General features: G+C 48.7%; 15 protein-coding genes. 9 read left to right on the top strand and 6 right to left on the bottom strand.

Features of this window, described 5'->3' with window-relative positions; all coding sequences use genetic code 11:
- Positions 1 to 230 precede the first annotated feature (230 nt).
- On the bottom strand, positions 231 to 1,148 hold the full coding sequence (locus FD09_RS10850; RefSeq protein WP_057821244.1) for a Gfo/Idh/MocA family protein: 918 nt from the start codon (positions 1,146 to 1,148) through the stop codon (positions 231 to 233).
- 83 nt (positions 1,149 to 1,231) lie between these two features.
- Here FD09_RS10850 and FD09_RS10845 point away from each other — a divergent pair, with 83 nt between their 5' ends.
- Together FD09_RS10845 and FD09_RS10840 are read left to right on the top strand one after the other, a co-directional pair.
- Positions 1,232 to 1,693: a DNA-3-methyladenine glycosylase I gene (locus tag FD09_RS10845; protein WP_057821242.1), complete on the top strand. Its 462-nt coding sequence runs from the start codon at positions 1,232 to 1,234 to the stop codon at positions 1,691 to 1,693.
- Between the two features lie 118 nt (positions 1,694 to 1,811).
- Positions 1,812 to 2,972, top strand: coding sequence for a MalY/PatB family protein (locus tag FD09_RS10840; protein ID WP_057821240.1), 1,161 nt, complete (start codon positions 1,812 to 1,814; stop codon positions 2,970 to 2,972).
- A 111-nt stretch (positions 2,973 to 3,083) separates the two neighbouring features.
- On the opposite strand, the gene FD09_RS10835 is transcribed toward FD09_RS10840, so the two are convergent.
- Together FD09_RS10835 and FD09_RS10830 are read right to left on the bottom strand one after the other, a co-directional pair.
- Positions 3,084 to 3,938, bottom strand: coding sequence for an NmrA family NAD(P)-binding protein (locus FD09_RS10835; RefSeq protein ID WP_057821238.1), 855 nt, complete (start codon positions 3,936 to 3,938; stop codon positions 3,084 to 3,086).
- Positions 3,931 to 4,350 (bottom strand): MarR family winged helix-turn-helix transcriptional regulator, encoded by a 420-nt coding sequence (locus tag FD09_RS10830; protein ID WP_057821236.1) that lies wholly within the window; start codon positions 4,348 to 4,350, stop codon positions 3,931 to 3,933. The genes FD09_RS10835 and FD09_RS10830 overlap by 8 nt, the downstream gene beginning before the upstream one ends.
- A 173-nt stretch (positions 4,351 to 4,523) precedes the next feature.
- Between FD09_RS10830 and FD09_RS10825 the strand changes: the two genes are divergently transcribed.
- The 5 genes from FD09_RS10825 (at position 4,524) to FD09_RS10805 (ending at position 10,377) form a co-directional block, all read left to right on the top strand.
- Positions 4,524 to 5,225: a response regulator transcription factor gene (locus FD09_RS10825; RefSeq protein ID WP_057821235.1), complete on the top strand. Its 702-nt coding sequence runs from the start codon at positions 4,524 to 4,526 to the stop codon at positions 5,223 to 5,225.
- A gap of 14 nt (positions 5,226 to 5,239) precedes the next feature.
- Positions 5,240 to 6,631 carry a HAMP domain-containing sensor histidine kinase gene (locus FD09_RS10820; RefSeq protein WP_420806858.1) on the top strand — a complete coding sequence of 464 codons (1,392 nt, stop codon included), beginning with the start codon at positions 5,240 to 5,242 and terminating at the stop codon, positions 6,629 to 6,631.
- Positions 6,632 to 6,817: 186 nt separating this feature from the next.
- Positions 6,818 to 7,477 (top strand): phosphatase PAP2 family protein, encoded by a 660-nt coding sequence (locus FD09_RS10815; protein WP_057821232.1) that lies wholly within the window; start codon positions 6,818 to 6,820, stop codon positions 7,475 to 7,477.
- A 1-nt stretch (position 7,478) separates the two neighbouring features.
- Entirely contained in the window at positions 7,479 to 8,420 is a 942-nt protein-coding gene (locus FD09_RS10810; protein ID WP_057821229.1) for a glycosyltransferase family 2 protein, read from the top strand.
- 10 nt (positions 8,421 to 8,430) lie between these two features.
- Positions 8,431 to 10,377 carry a hypothetical protein gene (locus FD09_RS10805; RefSeq protein WP_057821227.1) on the top strand — a complete coding sequence of 649 codons (1,947 nt, stop codon included), beginning with the start codon at positions 8,431 to 8,433 and terminating at the stop codon, positions 10,375 to 10,377.
- 69 nt (positions 10,378 to 10,446) lie between these two features.
- Here FD09_RS10805 and FD09_RS10800 read toward each other — a convergent pair whose 3' ends face one another.
- A complete protein-coding gene (locus FD09_RS10800) occupies positions 10,447 to 12,981 on the bottom strand; it encodes a M1 family metallopeptidase (protein ID WP_057821225.1) in 2,535 nt (844 codons plus the stop codon).
- A 294-nt stretch (positions 12,982 to 13,275) separates the two neighbouring features.
- Between FD09_RS10800 and FD09_RS10795 the strand changes: the two genes are divergently transcribed.
- Positions 13,276 to 14,256, top strand: a complete 981-nt coding sequence (locus tag FD09_RS10795) for a hypothetical protein (protein ID WP_057821223.1) — start codon at positions 13,276 to 13,278, stop codon at positions 14,254 to 14,256.
- A 60-nt stretch (positions 14,257 to 14,316) separates the two neighbouring features.
- Positions 14,317 to 15,258, top strand: coding sequence for a DUF5067 domain-containing protein (locus FD09_RS16765; protein ID WP_083487797.1), 942 nt, complete (start codon positions 14,317 to 14,319; stop codon positions 15,256 to 15,258).
- A 126-nt stretch (positions 15,259 to 15,384) separates the two neighbouring features.
- On the opposite strand, the gene FD09_RS10785 is transcribed toward FD09_RS16765, so the two are convergent.
- A complete protein-coding gene (locus tag FD09_RS10785; protein WP_057821221.1) occupies positions 15,385 to 16,446 on the bottom strand; it encodes a hypothetical protein in 1,062 nt (353 codons plus the stop codon).
- A complete protein-coding gene (locus tag FD09_RS10780) occupies positions 16,413 to 19,034 on the bottom strand; it encodes a lectin-like domain-containing protein (protein WP_157053776.1) in 2,622 nt (873 codons plus the stop codon). The genes FD09_RS10785 and FD09_RS10780 overlap by 34 nt, the downstream gene beginning before the upstream one ends.
- Positions 19,035 to 19,073 lie beyond the last annotated feature (39 nt).

Genomic DNA, 19,073 nt, shown 5'->3' with positions numbered 1-19,073 from the left:
TATTTTCAAATCAAAAAACGCCTCCTGCTTAATTGGCAGTCGGACCGGAAGAAACAAAAATAGCCGCAACGCTGCGGCTATCCTAAAACATATTGACCAATTGCATCTGGTACTAAAAGAAGATTAGAAAGATGGTAAGTAATATTATTCTTTCAAGGATGGAAACTTGCTCCGTCAATAACCGGCTGCAAGTCTAGTGTAACACTGATTTGATTTTCAGAAAACCACCATCAAGAAAGCGCCTGTGCTGCCAATTCCGCAATCACTTGATGGGACAGAATGCTGGTTTGCGGTGAGACCGGATTGTCCCCATGATTGACGACCGCGTCCACAAAAGCATGGACTAAAGGCGAAAAGCCCCGGGTCACCAAGATCGGTGCCCAATCAGACGGATAGGTTTGTGTTTGCGTCGTCCCTTGAATCGTGATTAATCGGCTCAGATCTTGGACACGATAAATACCATGACTGGTGGTGACGGTCGCTTCTTCCAAATTGGCGCCAGCGGCTTCATCGATACCCGCCGAGACCATCATGTGCGGTGCCGATAACGCAACTTCTGCGCGCAATAGTTGTCCTGCTGCATTTTTCTGGATAGCGAAATGATCAACCTTGGCAGTCTCGGGAAATCCGGCCAGCGCTAACGCGGTATCGACGGGATGAATCATGAGATCGTAGAGGGCATGGAACGGCTCATCGGGTTGATCCAGCCGGGTTTTCATCACCCGTACTGCAGTCTTGTCCGATTGATGAGCAAGGGTCTGGTGCAAGGGTGCAAAACGTCGATTGAAGCCCACCGTTAACAAGACACCCTGCTTTTCTGCCAGCGCATATAGATCTTTCACCTGATCAATATTGGTAGCCAAGGGCTTGTCCACAAAAACGCTGATCCCTTTATTCAAGAAGTGACGCACCAAGTCGTAATGGGTCTTGGTCGGTGTATGAATCATCACCGCATCCAGCGGCAGCACGTCCAATGCCGCCACATTATTACCGGCAATCGGCAAATTAAATTGCTGGCCCAAACGGTGCAGCTTTTCTTCATTCCGGGTCATCAATCGCCAGTGCACCTGATCCTGCATCGCCGCATAAACCGGTAGATACGCCTTCGTGGCAATGGTTCCTAATCCCATGACACCAATATTTAACATGAATTCCACCGTCCTTCGGGTTCAATTGTACCCCGCTGACCGCTATCCGTGCTATCCTACCAGCAGAAAGAAGTGTGTGCGTGATGGCAGAAGAAAGAAACGGAATTGATGAATACCACAATATGTTTGGGCACCCGACCCACGATCCCCAGAAATTATTTGAATTCTTGGTGGTCGCCGTGTTTCAACCGGGATTAAGTTGGAAAGCGACCGCCAGTAAATTGCCGGTGTTTGAGCAAGTGTTTGCCCATTTTGACGCTAAGGTGGTTGCGGGATTTGATGAAGCGACCATTGAAGAAATCGAAAGCAATCCGGACATGATTCGCAATCCGCGGAAAATACGGGCGATTGTGAAAAATGCGCAGGCCATTGTGCAATTATCGCCGGAATTTAAAGATTTCGCAGCGTATTGGTGGTCCTTTCAAGGGCAAGATGGCGCTGCCGTGGCAAAGGATATGAAGAAACGCGGATTTACCTTCGTCGGCCCGACTACGATGCAACTGATGCTCGTGGGTACCGGTGTGGCGCCACGACCGGTACATTAAAAAATCAGTGTTCGCCGAAATGACGAGCACTGATTTTTAGGTTAGGAGACGGCCCGGCGGCGTTTGGATTTAGCGTATAATACTTTTTGATAGCACTCACATCAAGGAGGAATTGACTGTGAATTACCATTTCGACCAAACGCTCAACCGACGCGCGACAGACTCAATTAAATGGGACGTCAAAAGCAACGAATTACCCATGTGGATTGCAGATATGGATTTCCCGACAGCCCCAGAAATCGTGACGGCCATGCAGGAAAAAGTCCGCACGGGTATATTCGGTTACGAAGAAATTCCGGCTGACTATTTTCGTGCGGTGGCTAATTGGTATGCTCAGGAACACCATTTCCAGATTCCCACCGAGTGGATGCTGTTCGCCATGGGCGTCATGCCTGCCACGTCGTCAATTATTCGGCATGTAACCAACGTTGGCGATAATGTGTTGGTGCAGGCGCCGGTCTACAATATGTTTTGGCACACAATTGAGAGCAACGGCCGGCATGTGGTATCCAATGATCTCACGTACAACGCAGATACGCTGGCCTACAGTATTGACTTTCTCGATCTAGCAGAGAAATTGGCTGATCCCGCGACCACATTAATGATTTTGTGCAACCCGCACAATCCGATCGGCAAAGTGTGGTCACGGAATGAACTGATGCAGATTGCCAAACTTTGTCTAGATAACCATGTGACTCTATTGAGTTACGAAATTCATGGTGATTTAACTTTAGCGGGGCATGATTATATCCCGATCAATTCACTCCCGCCGCACTTGATCCAGCACACCATTGCCACCATCGCACCCAGCAAGACGTTCAACTTGGCTGGTCTCCATGCCTCTACGGTGGTGATTCCAAATCCCACATTACGAGCGACGATTGCCCGGGGCCTGAGTATTGAATGGCTGGCAGAACCAAATCTGCTGTCTGTGCCCGGAACGATTGCGGCGTATACGCATGGCGGGGCTTGGCTGCATGCCTTAAAAAACCATGTGCAGGCCAATATTGATTTCACCACCCAATATTTGGCAGAAAACATTCCAGCCATCAAGGTCGTGCCATCGGAAGCCACTTACCTGCTCTGGTTGGATTGTCGCGCGCTGACCCATGACAGCACTAAGTTTGCTAGACTTTTGCGAGAAAAATGCGGTCTGGTGTTATCCGCCGGTGCAGATTATGGTGCGCCCGGACGGGACTTTTTGCGGATGAATGTGGCTTGTCCCCGGGTACTATTGGTGGATGGATTGAAGCGTCTCAACGATGGTGTCCCACATTAAAACAGTTGGCAACATAAATCGCCTCCAATTTCTGGAGACGATTTTTAATTCACTACCCTTCTTTTCAAAGGATTAGTCGCATGCGTATGCATTGCAATGTGCGATTCTACCCTATCGAAACAGCGCCTGGTTATTGTGAACAAACTCCGCCAAGGTGTGTGCTGGCCGATGCATCACCCGTGGCAATGTATCCGTCGTCGCCTTGGCGTTGCCTAACTGGGTAATCACGTACAGCATGACCATGACATTCACGAAGTCTTTCTTCATGCCGCGCCGAATCATCGTCTGCCGGAATTTCCACAAACTGGGGTGGGAATAGCTGATCGGCTCTCCCAGTTCTTTGGTCATGATTTGGGCAACCTGATCATACGTCAACGCTTCTGGACCAGTAATTGTTAACGCTTGGCCGATATATTGAGGATCGCGCAGTGCGGTGACCGCCACGGCGGCGATATCACGCGTGTCAATAAAGCTGGTCTTGGCGTGCCCTGCCGGAATGAACAAGTCATGGTGCTGGCAAATATCCTCAACATGGGTGGTAGAAAGATTTTGCATAAAGAAACTTGGCCGGATAAACGTATGCGGCAAGTCTAATTCTGTGATCATTCGTTCAATTTTACGGTGCGGCACCATCGGATTCTTTTCCACACCCATGAGAGATACAAACACGACTTGACCAACACCATGGCTTTGCACTGCTTTGAGAAATGGCAGCATGTCTTCCTGCGGTTTGGCCAATTGCGGTGGGCGCACGAAAAACAGTTTATTCACCCCCTGTAAGGCCGGAGCAAACGTGGTGGGATCGAGGAAATCAAAATGCACGGTAGTACAGTTTAATTTCTCCATTGCTGCAGGAGCGTCGTGAAAAGTCCCAGCAACCACTTTGATATCCTGCTGCTGAGCCAATTCTTGCACGACGGGCCAGCCAATGTTGCCAGTGCTGCCTAATACCAATATTTTATCCATGAGATTGCTCTCTTTCTATGATCGTTAACAATTGTGTGAGGGTTTGTTTTTGCTGCGCGTCTAAAGCAGCAGTAAATTTGGCCATTTCCCGATTGGCCACGGTGGTGCACTGGCGGAAGATCGCGCGGCCTTGCTCCGTGGGCAATAAAATGGTGGCGCGTCCATCCAGGGGGGCCGGTTTCTTGATAATAAACGCCTTAGATTGCAATCGTTGGATGATCCCCGACGTCGTCGGTTTGTCCATCCCTAACACACTCGCAATTTCGACCGCCATTAAGGGATTATCAGCGGTGACAATCTGGGCCAGAACCGCCCATTGACTCGCTGTGACCCCCACTTCTTCTAGCGCATTATTCAGTTGATACTTCAACTGTTTGGCAGTGGCCATTAAGAGGTACCCTAACTCCGCCATCAAAATTCACTCCGTCCATGTCATTTAGTAAGTGTACTAACTATATGACTACAACAGACAAATGTCTAATCTTTCGTCAAAAGAATCTAAAACTTCTGGATATTCAGCATTTCTCCTCAAAGTTGGTTAAACTTGAATCAATGACACGGGATTTTATCACGGAGGTGCTCTTTGTGAAAACAACCTTACTGCTTGTGGAAGACGAGGAAGGCCTAGCGGCATCACTTAAAACAGAATTTGAAATCGAAGGAATGACTGTCATCTGGGCGAAGGATGGCCTGGATGCGTTGGCGAAGTTCAAAGCCAGTGAAGATCAAATCAATTTGATCATCCTGGACTGGATGCTCCCCCATCTAGACGGTTTTAGCGTATTGCGCCAAATTCGCAAGACCAGTCAAGTGCCGATCATCATGTTAACCGCCCGAGATGATATCGGCGATAAGGTCGCGGGGCTGACCAGTGGCGCGGACGATTACCTCACCAAACCATTTGAAATGGATGAACTATTAGCCCGGGTCGATGTGGCCCTGCGCCACGGTCCGACTGCGCCACCAGTCACCACCACCTATCAGCTGGCCGATTTGGTCGTGAATACCGAAACCAAACGGGTGCAACGCCATGGCGCCATTATCATGTTGACACCGCGGGAATATGCGCTCTTAATTGCGCTGCTCAAGAGACAGGATGAACCTTGTACCCGGGATGATTTACTTGATGCGGTTTGGGGCATTGATTTTGAAGGTCAACCAAACATTGTCGATGTATATGTCCGCAGTCTGCGCGCTAAGATCGATGCCGATTATGATGAAAGAAAATTGATCCACACTGTTCGAGGCACAGGTTACATGATTTCTGACAGCGTCGCTGCCGATTAATGGAGATGAAGCCCATGCGTCATAAGAATCAGTCCAGCGCAGCCATTATGCTGCGCAGTCTTATTGCTTTAGTGGCCATCATTACGCTTTCTCTGGGCTTGCTCATCACTATGGCGGTGGGACATCAGTTGCTCGAAGAAACTGCCGTGACCTCGACGGGTATCATCGAAAGCATTAAAAATCGCACCATTGACGGTGATGACGATTGGGAAAACTGGCGTAAGAATAGCACGCTGGATACCAGCTCCAGTTACATCCTGGTATACAACAAGCGTAAAGATGCGAAAATCCGCCACTATTATTCGCCGCACACGAAAAAATTGTTGGCAATCGTGCCCCAACCAGTACCAATCATCAAGAATCTCTACTATCGTCCAGGCAAGGGACTGCTTTATCACCAAATGGTTCATGCTCGCGGGATTCAATATGATCTCTGGCTCAGCATGGATAGCCAGGTGGCTGTTCTGGGGCGGGTGATGGAAGTCACCCTGATTATTTTGCTGCTGACATTGCTCGCCAGTCCCTTCTACATTCGCCGCCTGACCCACCGTTTGACCGATCCTTTGCGCTCGCTTTCCGTCAGCACTCAAAAGATTCAAGCGTCTGACGATCCCGGATCTGCACCTTTACCAGTGCCCCAGCGGCCCACCGAGGTCACTGATCTGGCCAATAATTTCAATGCCTTGCTCACTGAGCTGCATGCACGCCATGAGCAACAAAAGATTTTTATTGCGAATGCCGCCCACGAGTTGCGCACGCCCATCGCCACCATTCGCAGTCACGCCCAACTGATTGAACGCCATGGCCAGGATCACCCAGAGATCATTCCGCAATCAGTCACATACATTACGGAAGAATCTCGCCAAATGCAGCAGCTGATCACCGACCTGATGACCTTGTCTCAAGCAGATCAGCTTGCTCCTGATGCCCATCAGTTAGATTTGAGCCATGCGGTGGAAACGGTCGTTGCTAAAATTCAATCGGATATTCCGCAAAAAATCACCTTGCAGGTTGCACCCCACGTAATGATCCAGGGAAACGCGTCAGCACTGGCACACATCATCACGAATCTCGTCACCAATGCGGCCAAATATTCACCAGCGGATACCGTAATTACCGTCGCCCTGCAATCTGATGCCGCCCATAACGACATTCTCACCGTGACTGATCAAGGCCGCGGAATCAGCGCAGAAGATCTACCGCACGTTTTTGAACGCTTTTACCGCGGGGCTGATGTACGCGGATCGGTGCCGGGTACCGGTCTCGGTTTGGCCATCGCCGCCCAACTCGCCAAAACGATCAACGGCCGCTTCACGGTAACTCCCAATCAGCCCAGTGGTACCACGATCCGGCTCATCATTCCGCCGAAACCGGAGCGTGATGAATCACCGCAACGACCCACATAAATCAGCACAAGACAAAATCCCCCTGGAAGCCGATACCGGTTTTCAGGGGGATTTTGTGTCTCAAAAACAAAAAAATGAAGATTCTTCATATTTCCCTCAGTTTTCATAGGTGGGAGCGTCGGCCATTTCGGCCTATTCTAAATATCGTAATCAAGTCAACAAAGGACACATGGAGGGCGAATAACAATGCAAACCAAAAGAAAATTGATCGGTGGCGGTGTCCTGATGACACTATTTGGGGCCTTGGCAGTCAGCGTCGGGATCAGAGCACAATGGGTGCAAATAATCGATGTTCAGACAAAATCCGCCTTCAGTACACTCATTAGCTCCAGAAATACCACTGTCTTCCGTATGATCGCCTTCCTCGGCAGCCCACTCATCGTTCTGATTGCAACTGGTTTGTTGTGCATATTCCTCTGGCCGCAGGATCGCCACGCCAGTCTTGTGATCGGTCTGATTCAATTAGGCGGTTCCGGATTGGTTGAAGTATGCAAGTACATCGTGCAACGGCCGCGCCCGACCCATCAATTGATCGCCGATACTGGCTTTAGTTTCCCCAGCGGTCACACTTTTTGCACCACGATCCTGATTTTATCGCTGCTATTCGTCTTTTTGCCAAGAATTCAGGATCAAGAAATCCGGCTGGCCTGGACACTGGTGGGCATTCTGTGGATTGGTCTCGTCGCTTTCTCCCGGGTCTACTTAGGCGATCACTATGCCACAGATGTTCTTGGTAGTGTGTTGCTGGCCAGCGGCTTTTGGCTAGTTGTCCGTAGCCAGGAAAACAAGTTAATTCTCTTGAGTCAGCATTTTCTCCCACAAGTCGCCCATGAAAGGTCGCGATAGCATGGAAAAGCTCACTATCATTGTACCGGCGTATAACGAAATGGCCGTTTTAGAAACTTCCATTCCCCGGCTATGGACCATTGAACAACAAGTCGTCCACACCAATCACCTTGATGAACAATCTGACATCCTCATTGTCGACGATGGCTCGACAGATACCACCTGGGCTATTATTCAACAACTGCATCAACAAAATCCGCTGGTCCGCGGTCTGCGCTTTTCTCGCAACTTCGGCCATCAGGCGGCGCTCATTGCCGGGATGACCGCTGCAATTCAAACGGCTGACTTGATGGTGACGATCGATGCCGATTTACAAGACGATCCTGAAAAGATTGCTGATATGGTGATCCTGGCCCAGCGCGGGGCGGACATTGTCTATGGCGTCCGCAATAATCGGGATTCCGACAGTTGGTTCAAACGCACCACCGCCCAGACGTTTTATGGCCTACTAAAAAAGCTGGGCGTGGACTTGGTGCCCAACCACGCGGATTTCCGATTGTTATCCAAACGCGCCGGTCAAGCCTTTTTGACCTATTCGGAACGCAATGTCTTTATTCGCGGACTGATTCCCCGCCTCGGTTTTCCCACCGCCAAAGTATATTACAAACGCACCCCGCGCATGGCGGGTAAATCCAAATATCCGTTGCCGAAGATGCTGGCCTTCGCCTGGGACGGTATTACCTCCCTCACCATTGCGCCGGTTCGATTAATTTTAATCCTCGGCACCCTGGCCTGTCTGTTGTCGGCGGGAATGTTGATCTACTCCGTCGCCGTGCATCTGCTGGGCCTCACAGTCCACGGCTGGTCTTCATTGATGGTTTCACTTTGGTTCATGGGTGGTTTACAAATGATTAGTTTGGGGGTGATCGGGGAATACATCGGTAAATTAACCACAGAAGTGAAACACCGGCCGCGCTATACCATCCGCAGTCGGTTAGACTAGGAGGCGCATCATGGTGAGAAAATTAAGACCGGCCTTCTTCCCTGCATTCTTAGCCATCTGCCTATTGGTCGGTGTGGTGGTAAACCTTTTAAAAGAAAAAGCGATTCTCACAAGTTTCACCATCCTAATCGTCAGCGTCTTAGTATTGCTGGTTAGTCACTGGCTGTCGCCGATTCTAAATCGATTGTCCACCACGCAGGTCCGCTGGGTGATTGCTATTGGTCTGGTCGTGATGGTAGTTGGCCAAATCCTGATCGTCACCTTTTTGCCCGTGACGGTCTATCATGACGCCTATCGGGTATTGTCCCAGGCCGACAAAATGGCTGCCGGTAAAGACACATGGAATATCACTTACTTCTGGCGCTATCCCAACAACGTGCCCTTGGCGTATTTCCTGTCTCTTTGGTTCCGTCTCACCAATCTAGTTCACCTATCCACCAACGTCGCTGTCCATATTTTGAGCCTGCTGGCACTGGACGGTTTTATCGGGTTATTGCTGAACACGATTCACCGTATCACGCCTCGCCGCAGTGTGTTGCTTGGGGCTTTAGCCTTCATTGTTTTAACACCATTTGCCTACACTTACTTCTTGCAGGTGTTCTATTCTGATCTACCCGCCATGATTGTGCTTCTCGTCATCTTTCGCACCTTAACGTTTTGGCCATCAAAAACTCGCCGCCAGCGAATCCTCGCCGGAATTGGCCTGTGCTTGACCGTGCTGATTGGTCAACTATTGCGCCCCAATTTGATCGTCCTAATTCCCGCCATTATTGTCATCGGCGTCCTAGTAATGTTGAAAAAGGGGTGGCGCACAGTCCGGTTGGGTGTGCCAATGCTTCTCATTTTGCTCGGATTCTCACTCAGTGTTCCCGCTAACCAAGGTATTCGCAAAGTCAGCAATTTCGAACCCCATGCTGCGTTCGCTCTGCCCGTCACTTCATGGATTTTGATGGGCACCAATACGCAATCCCAAGGCATGTATAGCGGCAGCGATATTGGCCATGAAATCAAGCTTTCTAGTACGGCTCGCCAAACCTATGACATGGACACCATCGTCACCAGGATTAAGAAGTTAGGACCAGTGGGGATCGTTAAACTATGGCTGGACAAACTTAGCATTCTGCTGGATGTCCGTTCCATTCAAACCTGGGGCGACGGTGGTTACCGGGCTGCGCCCAGTTGGTATCAGCAGCATGCCGCATTCTTTGAAACACTCGTGGCCCTCAGTTACCAAATTGCCACCGATGTGCTCTTGTTACTAGTCGCCTGGCGCTTGCTAGCATGGCGGCCCCGAATTGATCGGCCAGCAGATGCAGTGCTCATGCTGACTATCGTCACCGCACTTGGCTACTTGGCGTTCCACACCTTGCTCTGGGAAGTCGAAGAGCGGTACGGTCAAGCTATTTTACCGTTGCTCTTTTACCAATTAGCGGCATTGCCGGTTGTCACGGTAACAGAACGAAAACGTCAACCTTTAACGATGGTGTTATCCGCAGTGGCTGCTGGCTGCATCCTACTCGGTTTGGCTCCCGTCATCGCCAGTTATTCAACACAAAATATTGTGGTGGCTGCTCAACGCAGTCAGCTGTCCGCCCAATACCATGCCAAACCGGCTAAAGTGAATCCGGGCACGGTGCTCACCGAAAGGGTTGATCTCAATCATACCGCCTCGTATTTTTCCGTGCAGATTCATCTGAAGTCTCAGGTTCAGGTCACACTGGAAAATCTGAGCGACCATCGAATTTATCTGCTGCAATATCACGGTGATGTTTATCGTTGGATCCATTCTCTTCCCCAGGGACAATACGATATCGTGGTTAAGAATACGAGTTCCATCCCTCAAAGAGTCGATGTCGTCAGGACTCAACATTACCAGTTGGCGTATTATCCGTTAATTATCAATGGTCATGTGCATACTGACGATTCTTTCGTCTACACGGCCTTAGCCACGAAATAAAATAAGCCGTCCCGCTCGATTTTTCGTCGAGCAGAACGGCTTATTTATTATTTCCGGCTAATTTGAAGATTACTTCGTCGCTTTGGCTACTGCCGCATTAACAGCATCCTTTTCGTCCGCAATCAATTGCACCCGGCTCTCGATGACTTTCGTATCCATCTTAATTTCCCGAGTTAACCCTGGTGTATTCAGTTTCGGTTCAAAGAATTCTTTGAACTCGGCCAGACGTTTCGGTGTCCGGAAAGCACCTGCAGAGACCTGAATGTATGTGGTGAATTCCATATCACCGCCAACCCGGTCACTGAGCCACTGCCAATTCGTCCGAATCCAATCCCACGCGGCTTGCTCACCGTGTTCATTTCTCAACACACCGCCAAACCATGCGCGCAGATCCTGAGGCTTGATCGTATCCGCATCCTTGAATTTCTCAATTAGCTTAGCAATCAACTGCGTGTCTGGCGTTTGCGTCAGAGCTGCCCGAATGTTGGACTTGTAGCTGGCATCATTGGTTTCCCGATAGGCGGCCAGTAATTGGTCAAAGAGTGCTGGCGTGCCAAAATGCTGCACTTCATTCCGAATGATGAACACCCGCACGTCTGCCGGCAAACCAGCTAAGTTATCTTTGTTGGCTGTAAATAATTCGTGGGCCTGCGCAATAGCATCTTTATTTTCCGCATATAAAGCATTGCTCAACACAAACGGCCGGGTCAATTGGTCGTCATTGGACTCGCCAGATTTAGGAGACCAACCCAACCGTGCCAATTGGCCAGCACTTAATTGATCGAAGTAAACTTGCAAGCTCTTCTTTTCTGGTGTATCTGGGAACACGAAGTTCTTCAGATCGCTGAGCAAGTAAAACAGCGCGGTATTCACAACTGCGGAGTGACTGTTATCGAAGCTGCTCAACAAAGGTACGACGGTCGCAAATGAAATCTGGCGACCCTCGGCGAGCACCCGCAGATCTTGAAGAATTTGCAATTGCGCAATGGCATCCAATGAATCCACATGGTCCAAGATATCCTGCAGCAATGTCTGATCGTATTTCACGATGAAGTGAGAACTGTTGCCCACATTGATCCGGAATGGTTTGCCGTTGGCCTGACGTAATTGCTTGTAATCACCCAGCGAAATTTCTTTGTCTTTCATGATTGCGGGTGCGGCATCGTAATTACTGTTCAGCGGAATCTGCCATTGGCGGCCGATATCCTTGCCTTCGCCGACAAAGAATTGCTTCTGAGAAAGGGTCAACTGACCGTCCCTCACAGCGGCAGTCACCACCGGATAGCCTGGTTGTTCCAGCCAGGAATGCATGATGGCCCCAATGTCCATGCCGGAAGCGTCACCCAGCGCCGCCCACAGGTCAGCGCCAGTGGCATTACCATATTGATGGGCGGCAAAGTATTTCTTCAGGCCGGCCCGCAATGCATCATCACCAATTAATGCCCGAACCATGACGAGCATCCGCGCACCTTTGGCATACACGATTGCACCGTCAAAAAGGGAGTCGATTTCTGCTGGATCTTCGACTTCCACATGGACCGCCTGGACCCCATCTGTGGCATCCCGCTGCAAAGCAGCCGGCACCTCAGAAGTCTGGAAGGTTTCCCAAATGTGGTATTCCGGCTTGATCGCATCGACAGACACATATTCCATCATGTTCGCGAAGCTTTCGTTCAACCACAGATCATCCCACCACTTCATGGTGACCAAATCGCCGAACCATTGATGGGCCAACTCGTGGGTAATCACGGTAGCAACTAATTGTTTAGTTTCCAAGGAGGTGTTATCTGGATCCAACAGCAGCAATGCTTCCCGATAAGTGACTAAGCCCCAGTTTTCCATTGCACCTGCCGAAAAGTCTGGCAGAGCCAATTGATAAGAGTGCGGCAGTGGATACGGTGTTTGATAGAAATCTTCGTAGAACTCAATGGCCTTCTTAGCGATGTCCAGCGCAAAGTCCAGTTCATTGGCTTTGTGCGCCTTGGTCGCAAACACGCCAATTTCCACACCACTCTTGGTCTTGGTCATCTTGCTTTGCATTTCGCCAAACGCAAAAGCAATCAGATAGGTGGACATTCGCACGGTTGTGTCGAAATAGTGTACACCGTCTTCGACTTTTTTCTCTGGCATGTTGGCGATGATTGTTTCCCCAGGTTTTTCATCAAACTTGATGGCCAAAGAAAATGTGGCCTTGGCTTCAGGTTCATCCACACACGGAAAAGCTTGGCGGGCCGCGTTGGTTTCAAACTGCGTGCCAATCAACTGCTTCTTCTCGCCGTTCAACTCGTAGTAAGACGGATAAATTCCCATCATGGTATCCGTCAATGGTGCGGTATAAGTAATCGCCAATGTGACCTGGCCAGCTTTCGCCAAGGTAATACGGATGGCATCGGCCTTTGTGTCAGTGGTAAACGGCACATCTTCCCCGTCCGCTTGCACCGCCGAAACGGTCAAATCCTTCTGATGAATGGCGATAGCCTCATTCTTGGCCTCACCAGTAATTGTCGTTTTACCGGAGATCTTCTTGGTGCCCCGGTCAATATCCAAATAGATATCATAATGTGTTGGTTGGAACGAATGATAAAAGTGTGTCAGTTCAGCCATAATTTACCCTCTATCCTGTTAGAATTAAGACCATTATACGCCATATAGGCTGGTGGTGCTGGAAACAATGCAGGGTCCCTCTGTTGCTGGAAAGTTTCACCCGATCGTCTGATTTCCCATTTTTATTGTGACATTTGCGCAGTCATACAGCGTTCGTGTTGATGAAAGCCGTGTCGATGCTTAGTTGTGCTGCCATCGTATTGCTGGCCATGTGTTGCGGCCATTGTGAAAGGCTTCGCTATCCGATAAAATATAGAGAGTAACATCATCTGGATAGTAGAAATGGGGAGAAAAATGGATACAATTGGCTCACTGATTAGCATGATTAGCTTTATCAGTTTAATTTATGGTGCTTGGCAGTGGCGCAAAGCAGCCAAGACAGGGGAAGATCGTAGCAAGCCAAAGAAAATCACTGCACTCTCGGGAGCAGCCCTCTTCTTTAGCGGCATATTAATGGGTGCTAACGATTGGGTTGATTTGATCGGCATGCTTTTCATGTTCAATGGCTTAGCCGCATTGGTTTATGGGGGTTGGCGGTTGTACCGATCCGTACGGACAGGAAAAGAAAAGCGGTCACCACTGATTATTGTCGCAGTGGCGATTGTCGTGCTTTTCGTTGGTAGCGGTGTGGTCAATGCATCACCAGCAAATCAACAAAGAGAGGCCCAACAAGCGGCGCAATCTTCACGGGCAGATGCCAAATCGGAATCCCGTAAAATTGCGGCTGAAGAAAAAGCAAAGGAAAAGAAAGAAGCCGCAAAACAGAAGTCCGAACAAGCAAAAAAACGCTCAGAAAATAGCGAAAAGAAAGCAAAGGCAAAAGCAAAGGCAAAAGCAAAGGCAAAAGCAAAAGCAAATGCAAAATCGAAGAAGGCAAAGGAAGAATCCATCAAAATGGCTGCTGAAGCTTCCAGCAAAAAAGAGGCAGAAGCGAAGTCCTCGCAATCCGTTGCGGAATCAACTAGCCGGGCGGAAGTCGCCAAAGCGGAATCTGCCCGGGCCGCCTCCGAATCCGCCAGTCGCGCAGAATCGGCTTCGATTGCCCAAGCTAATTCAGAAAGTGCGTCTCGCCAAGCTGCAGCTGCCGCCCCCGCGCAGCAACCAGTGACCAATAATCAGAATGGTGATCTGCAACAAACGGTGTATGTGACAAGTACCGGTGGGAAGTATCACTTCAGTCAGACTTGTCGCGGTTTAAGACGATCTAATTCGACCAGGGCAACGACGCTTGGGGAAGCGCAGGCACAAGGATTTACGCGGTGTGGATTTGAATAAGGAATCAATTTTTCAAAGGTAATTTATCCGACATAGAAAGATTTTTTTGGGGGGTTCATGATGCGAAAAAGTGGAAGAACCAATAAACAGTCAAATAAGTCAAGCCTGAAGTGGTGGGTGTTGGGTAGTGGTATTATTGCAATCGTTGTCGTCATCGTGTTACTAATCGTTGTTTTATCTAATCCTGGAACACAGTCACCCGATTACACTGCCGCAACTTTTGAAAACGCACTTAACGACGGTAAAAAAATTGACGGTAAAACAGTTCAATTCACCGTGAAACGTTTTGAACCCAGAAGTGCCTTCGGTTACAATTTGATCACCGGTAAACATCTAAATTTTGTGAGCGCAGAAAACCCTGATGTAACTATCGGTGATACTGTGACTGTCACTGCCAAGAAATCACGTTCGTTTGTTGGTAGTTGGATCGTTTCATATGAGAATCTCAAAAAGGACCGTTTAGGGAAAAAAGAGAAGACTGCAGTACCGAACAGAAGCAGTTCCGTAAAAGGCACAAATAAGACCTCTTCAACAAAGTCCACAAGTATGGCGACATCAAAGTCAGAAAACGCTGCTTCCCACGATCCAAATCATTGGACTTTCAAAAATGACGTCTTTGATGCTGGTAATATGACGTATAAACTGACTAAATCCGAAGTTCGCGATTCAATTTCCGATGGTAAAAAGAATTTGGTAATTTACACCGATGTCACCAACAACTCCAAGAAAGAAATGGATCCCTCGAACATTTATATGGTCGTACATGCTACCCAAAAAAACGATACGTCCAACAAAGATCTCAACCCAGGTATGAATGATATGGATGATGAAGGCAATAATGCCCTTCAAGAACAGGAGGACATCATGAACAATAATCTGTTACCCGGAAAAACTGCCCAAGGTGTCCTTATTTTTCAACTTGAAAATACCAATCCTGTGACACTTCGTTTCATGGATGCCAAATTTCAAACAATTGGGACCAAGATTTACAATATCAAGTAATTTAACCGAATCTTCAAGCTTATAGGCATTTCAAAACTCAGAATACGACAAAACAGTTCGATAAAGTCTGAATCGGCCATCGAACTGTTTTTCATGTTGTCGTCTTTAGGACATCTTCGTTTCAAATCAAATTCCGTGCGTTAGACTATATGTCACCGTCGCTTTATATGGCTGACCTGATACAATTGCTGCTGTGCTTGGCACATTTAGAGCTGCTGTGTAAGTTTGCGTTGTCACCATTGAAGTCGATGGTGTTAATTCAGGAAACAGTACGCCACCATCATTACCAAGACTATTGGCTGGCACTTTGTGTTGCACACCGCCTTGACCAAAGGTGAGCGCCAACGTATCCACCGTTGACGGACCGCCAGTGAATGGCGATGCCGTCACCACTACCCGGTCATTCGGTCTGTGCAGTGTGGTGATCGTGATGGGTTCGCCCGTGTTTGGATCAGGATCTGGCGCAACCATGTCGTCGTGACCATTATTAGCATAGTTTCCCGGTGCCAGTCGGCGATGGCCAAAGTCCAAAGTGCCGGTGACTGTTAAGTATGTTGTGCCTTTAATGACTGCTGGCAGCCAAAGTGAATAGTTGGTTGTGCCTTTCGTCAAACTAAGGCGTAAATATCCCTGACCGGTCTTTTGTCGGCTATTGCTCAGATAGTCTTGATAATTCATATTCAGCAATCCGGGATTTGTTGAATCTATCCAATTTGTCAACTCATTGTTGGTGGCAGAAGTCTTGCTGCTTCCTTGATCAAAGAAGGCCACCTGCGTTTTGGCAACATCGTCCGCGCTGAGCGCCACCGATTTCCCTATCCCCACGTCATATGCAGCCAGCTTTTGCCGGATATCTTTTCCGTCACTGGGTGAAATAATCAATTTATTTGGATCATTCTGCGCCGGAGTGAGCTTCAATTCCACCGCATTCTGATCAATCATATTCGTCTGCTGAACAGTCAGATCACCTAATCCTGTCAGTACCGGCAAAATGTTGTTTGCATTAGCAGTGCCAGCAGCGGGCTCATCCGCTGCAATATTGATTGTTTTTAGCTTGGCACCCTGTTGTTGTGTAATAAACGGCACCAGATCACTTGAACTAGTGTCCGTGAATTGGTTAGCGGTTAAGCCATCGTTGACCGCAGTGAATCCTGTCAGTGAAGCGAATGTCGGTAATGACTGACCCACAGGTGTGCTGCTGTCTGGGGCAAAAGTCTTCCCGGATAGCCCGATAGATTTAGGCTTTCCAATACCTTAGACGGCGTCCCGCCCTGTCCCCGATCCGTTGCCAGCATGGTCAAGAAACGTCGAAAACTGCCCGGTGCTTTTTGTACATCCGCGTTCGCATTTCCTGGCGCGTTGAAAGTCTTCAAATTGGCGACATATTCTAACCCCGTTGGATCCTGAAGGATCGTCCACAGCGAGACATCCCCGGTAAAGCTTGTCAATTTATCACGGACCGTCGATTTCTGAAGCGTCTCAGAATTTGTCAGACCAACTTGTGTCGCGACAGTTTGGGCCAAGCCGGTATCCGGCATCCAGGTTGTCAGTGGTTCAAACAACTCATAGTCCACGACCCAGTCAAAGGTCTTGCCATCGCCAGTTTTCCCTGAAAACAGAATGCCGACGTGAACAGAGTCGTTACCGGTCAGCTTCTTTTGACCCTTATCCGTCAGTTCTGGCAACACAAACGGCAAGTTTTCACCAGGGGACGCGATCGTGATATCGTCTGACTGCAACCCACCTGGCAGCGCCCACCATTTCGCACTGGTAATCTGCGTCACATTCGGTGGTAAAAACAACTGATTCTGTTCAATAGCGACCGTTTTACTTGCCCGATCAGGCATCGGGATTGCGGTCTTGGAAATTCCTTGGGTCCCTGTAATTTGCAATTTGGTCACCGTGGTCGCTGGCTGACTTGTCCAATAGCTGGTTTCTTTCGGCGTATCTGACGTATTTTCCTTATACGTATCATGCGCACTCGTTTCAATCGTGCCAATCAGCGGAATTGAAGGCATAAATTTCAGTTGAATTTGGGCATTATTCGGCTGCGTACTGGTCCCTGTTCCGTACAGATCCACAGATTGAAAAGTGAGTAAGCTGCGCCCATCTGCCTGTTGCACATTCGAAATCAATGGCGCGGTGGAAGTTTGTGTACTACCATTTTGCAGCACTAAACTGGCGTTAGAATAATTCAATCCAGCGGGAATCATCGTGGTCAGTTTGATGCCCGTCCATGGGTTTGGCGCCAATGTATCCAAGGCAATATTGTACATATAAGTAACCTCGTTATTTTGGGCCACTGTTAACTGATTATCTGGTTGCTTGCTGGTCTCGGTTTTGCCGCCGCCGGTGATGGACCAGGAAGTGGCCGGAAAGTTACTGCTCTTCCGGTAAACGACGTTCAGACGTTGATAGGTATTCAAAAACTTGCCGATATAAGTAAGCTGGCTTTTGCCATCATCTTTGTCAAAATTCAACTTCGTTCGAATTCCAGGCTTTGAGTAATTTTCTAAAGTCGCATAGTCAAAGGTGAATGTTTCACCGGTAACCTTGTTCGTGATAACCCGGTCAATGGTCTGAGTAAAATCTTGATCCAAGGTTGTGGAATCACCTTTATCCTCAGTGGTCTTAATGCTCGTGCCGTTTTCATCAATATACCGCGTCGTAAATCCACCGGGCTCCGGAGTGTATTTGATGTAAATATTTTTCACTGCCTGGCTCGCTGCTGAAAGACCGTTGGATCCCGCAATGTTTAGCGCAAAATACGGCTTTCCGTTGGTCTTGTCTTTAATATCCCTGACGTTCACTTGAGTACTCCATGTCTGTAGTGGCGTACTGGCAAAGTTGTTGGGATCCTTGTATAACCCGACAGTCATCGTGCCGGTATCGCCTTGCACGACATAACCAATCCGAATACCATGCCACTGCCCGTCCGTTAAATTGTTGCCATTCGTATTAATCAGAGCCGGGCCGTTGTTCACTTGACCGCCGACCGCTTTCACGGACGGTGTTGGATTTTGAAGCTGTGTGCCCATTGGGAGACCCAAAAATTGATGTGGATTACTCTTGGTCATGGTGCTCAAATAACCATACCCATTTGTTTCAATGAAACTGCCATACGGCGTGGTTTGACCGAGGTCTACCTCCGTGTTGCCCCATACTGCTCCGGCTTGGTTTACTTTTCGCATTTGATCAGCATACTCCCGCGTGCGAGTGTCAGGATCAATCGTTCTATCGAAGCTAAATCCTTGGCCCACTGCAAACTGGGCAAAATTCCATATTGTTGGACCCCGCCCTACTATATTGCCATTATCATTCGGGTATGTATCAATCTTGAAGCCTATCGCATTAGGTAATCCGGCCACACCCAAGTTACCGCCGAACATCCCCACCGCACCGATTTGCCCTGGATAGAGGGCGAACGACATCCCATCGCCTTTACCATTGCCCAGCAAAGCAGAGTATTGCAGCGTAAAGTCTCTGGAAAAATCCAACCGGTTATTCAGCGTGACTGCCCCAGCTTTGTTTGTCATTGCCGGAGTCAAAATCACTTGCGACCATTGCCCATCGGCACCGCGTTGCACCGTCGCGTCACCAAATGGTGCAAAAAAGTCCTGCGTCCGTTCTGGCCCACTTTCAATCACACTAATATCGTCGGCGGCTGTCGTTTTTGTTGGTTGATCAGTTCTGAACCATCCCAGCAGCACGATTAATAATGCAAAAAGAAATGTAAAATAGTGGGAAATATAGTGGGAAATATTATTTTTCTGCACGTTCATCATCCTCCCATGATTACCACGACTGAATTGTAT

The organism is Schleiferilactobacillus perolens DSM 12744, assembly GCF_001435585.1.
GTDB lineage: Bacteria > Bacillota > Bacilli > Lactobacillales > Lactobacillaceae > Schleiferilactobacillus > Schleiferilactobacillus perolens.
The sequence above is the reverse complement of the archived record's forward strand: the minus strand, read 5'-3'. Positions and strand labels throughout refer to the sequence as shown.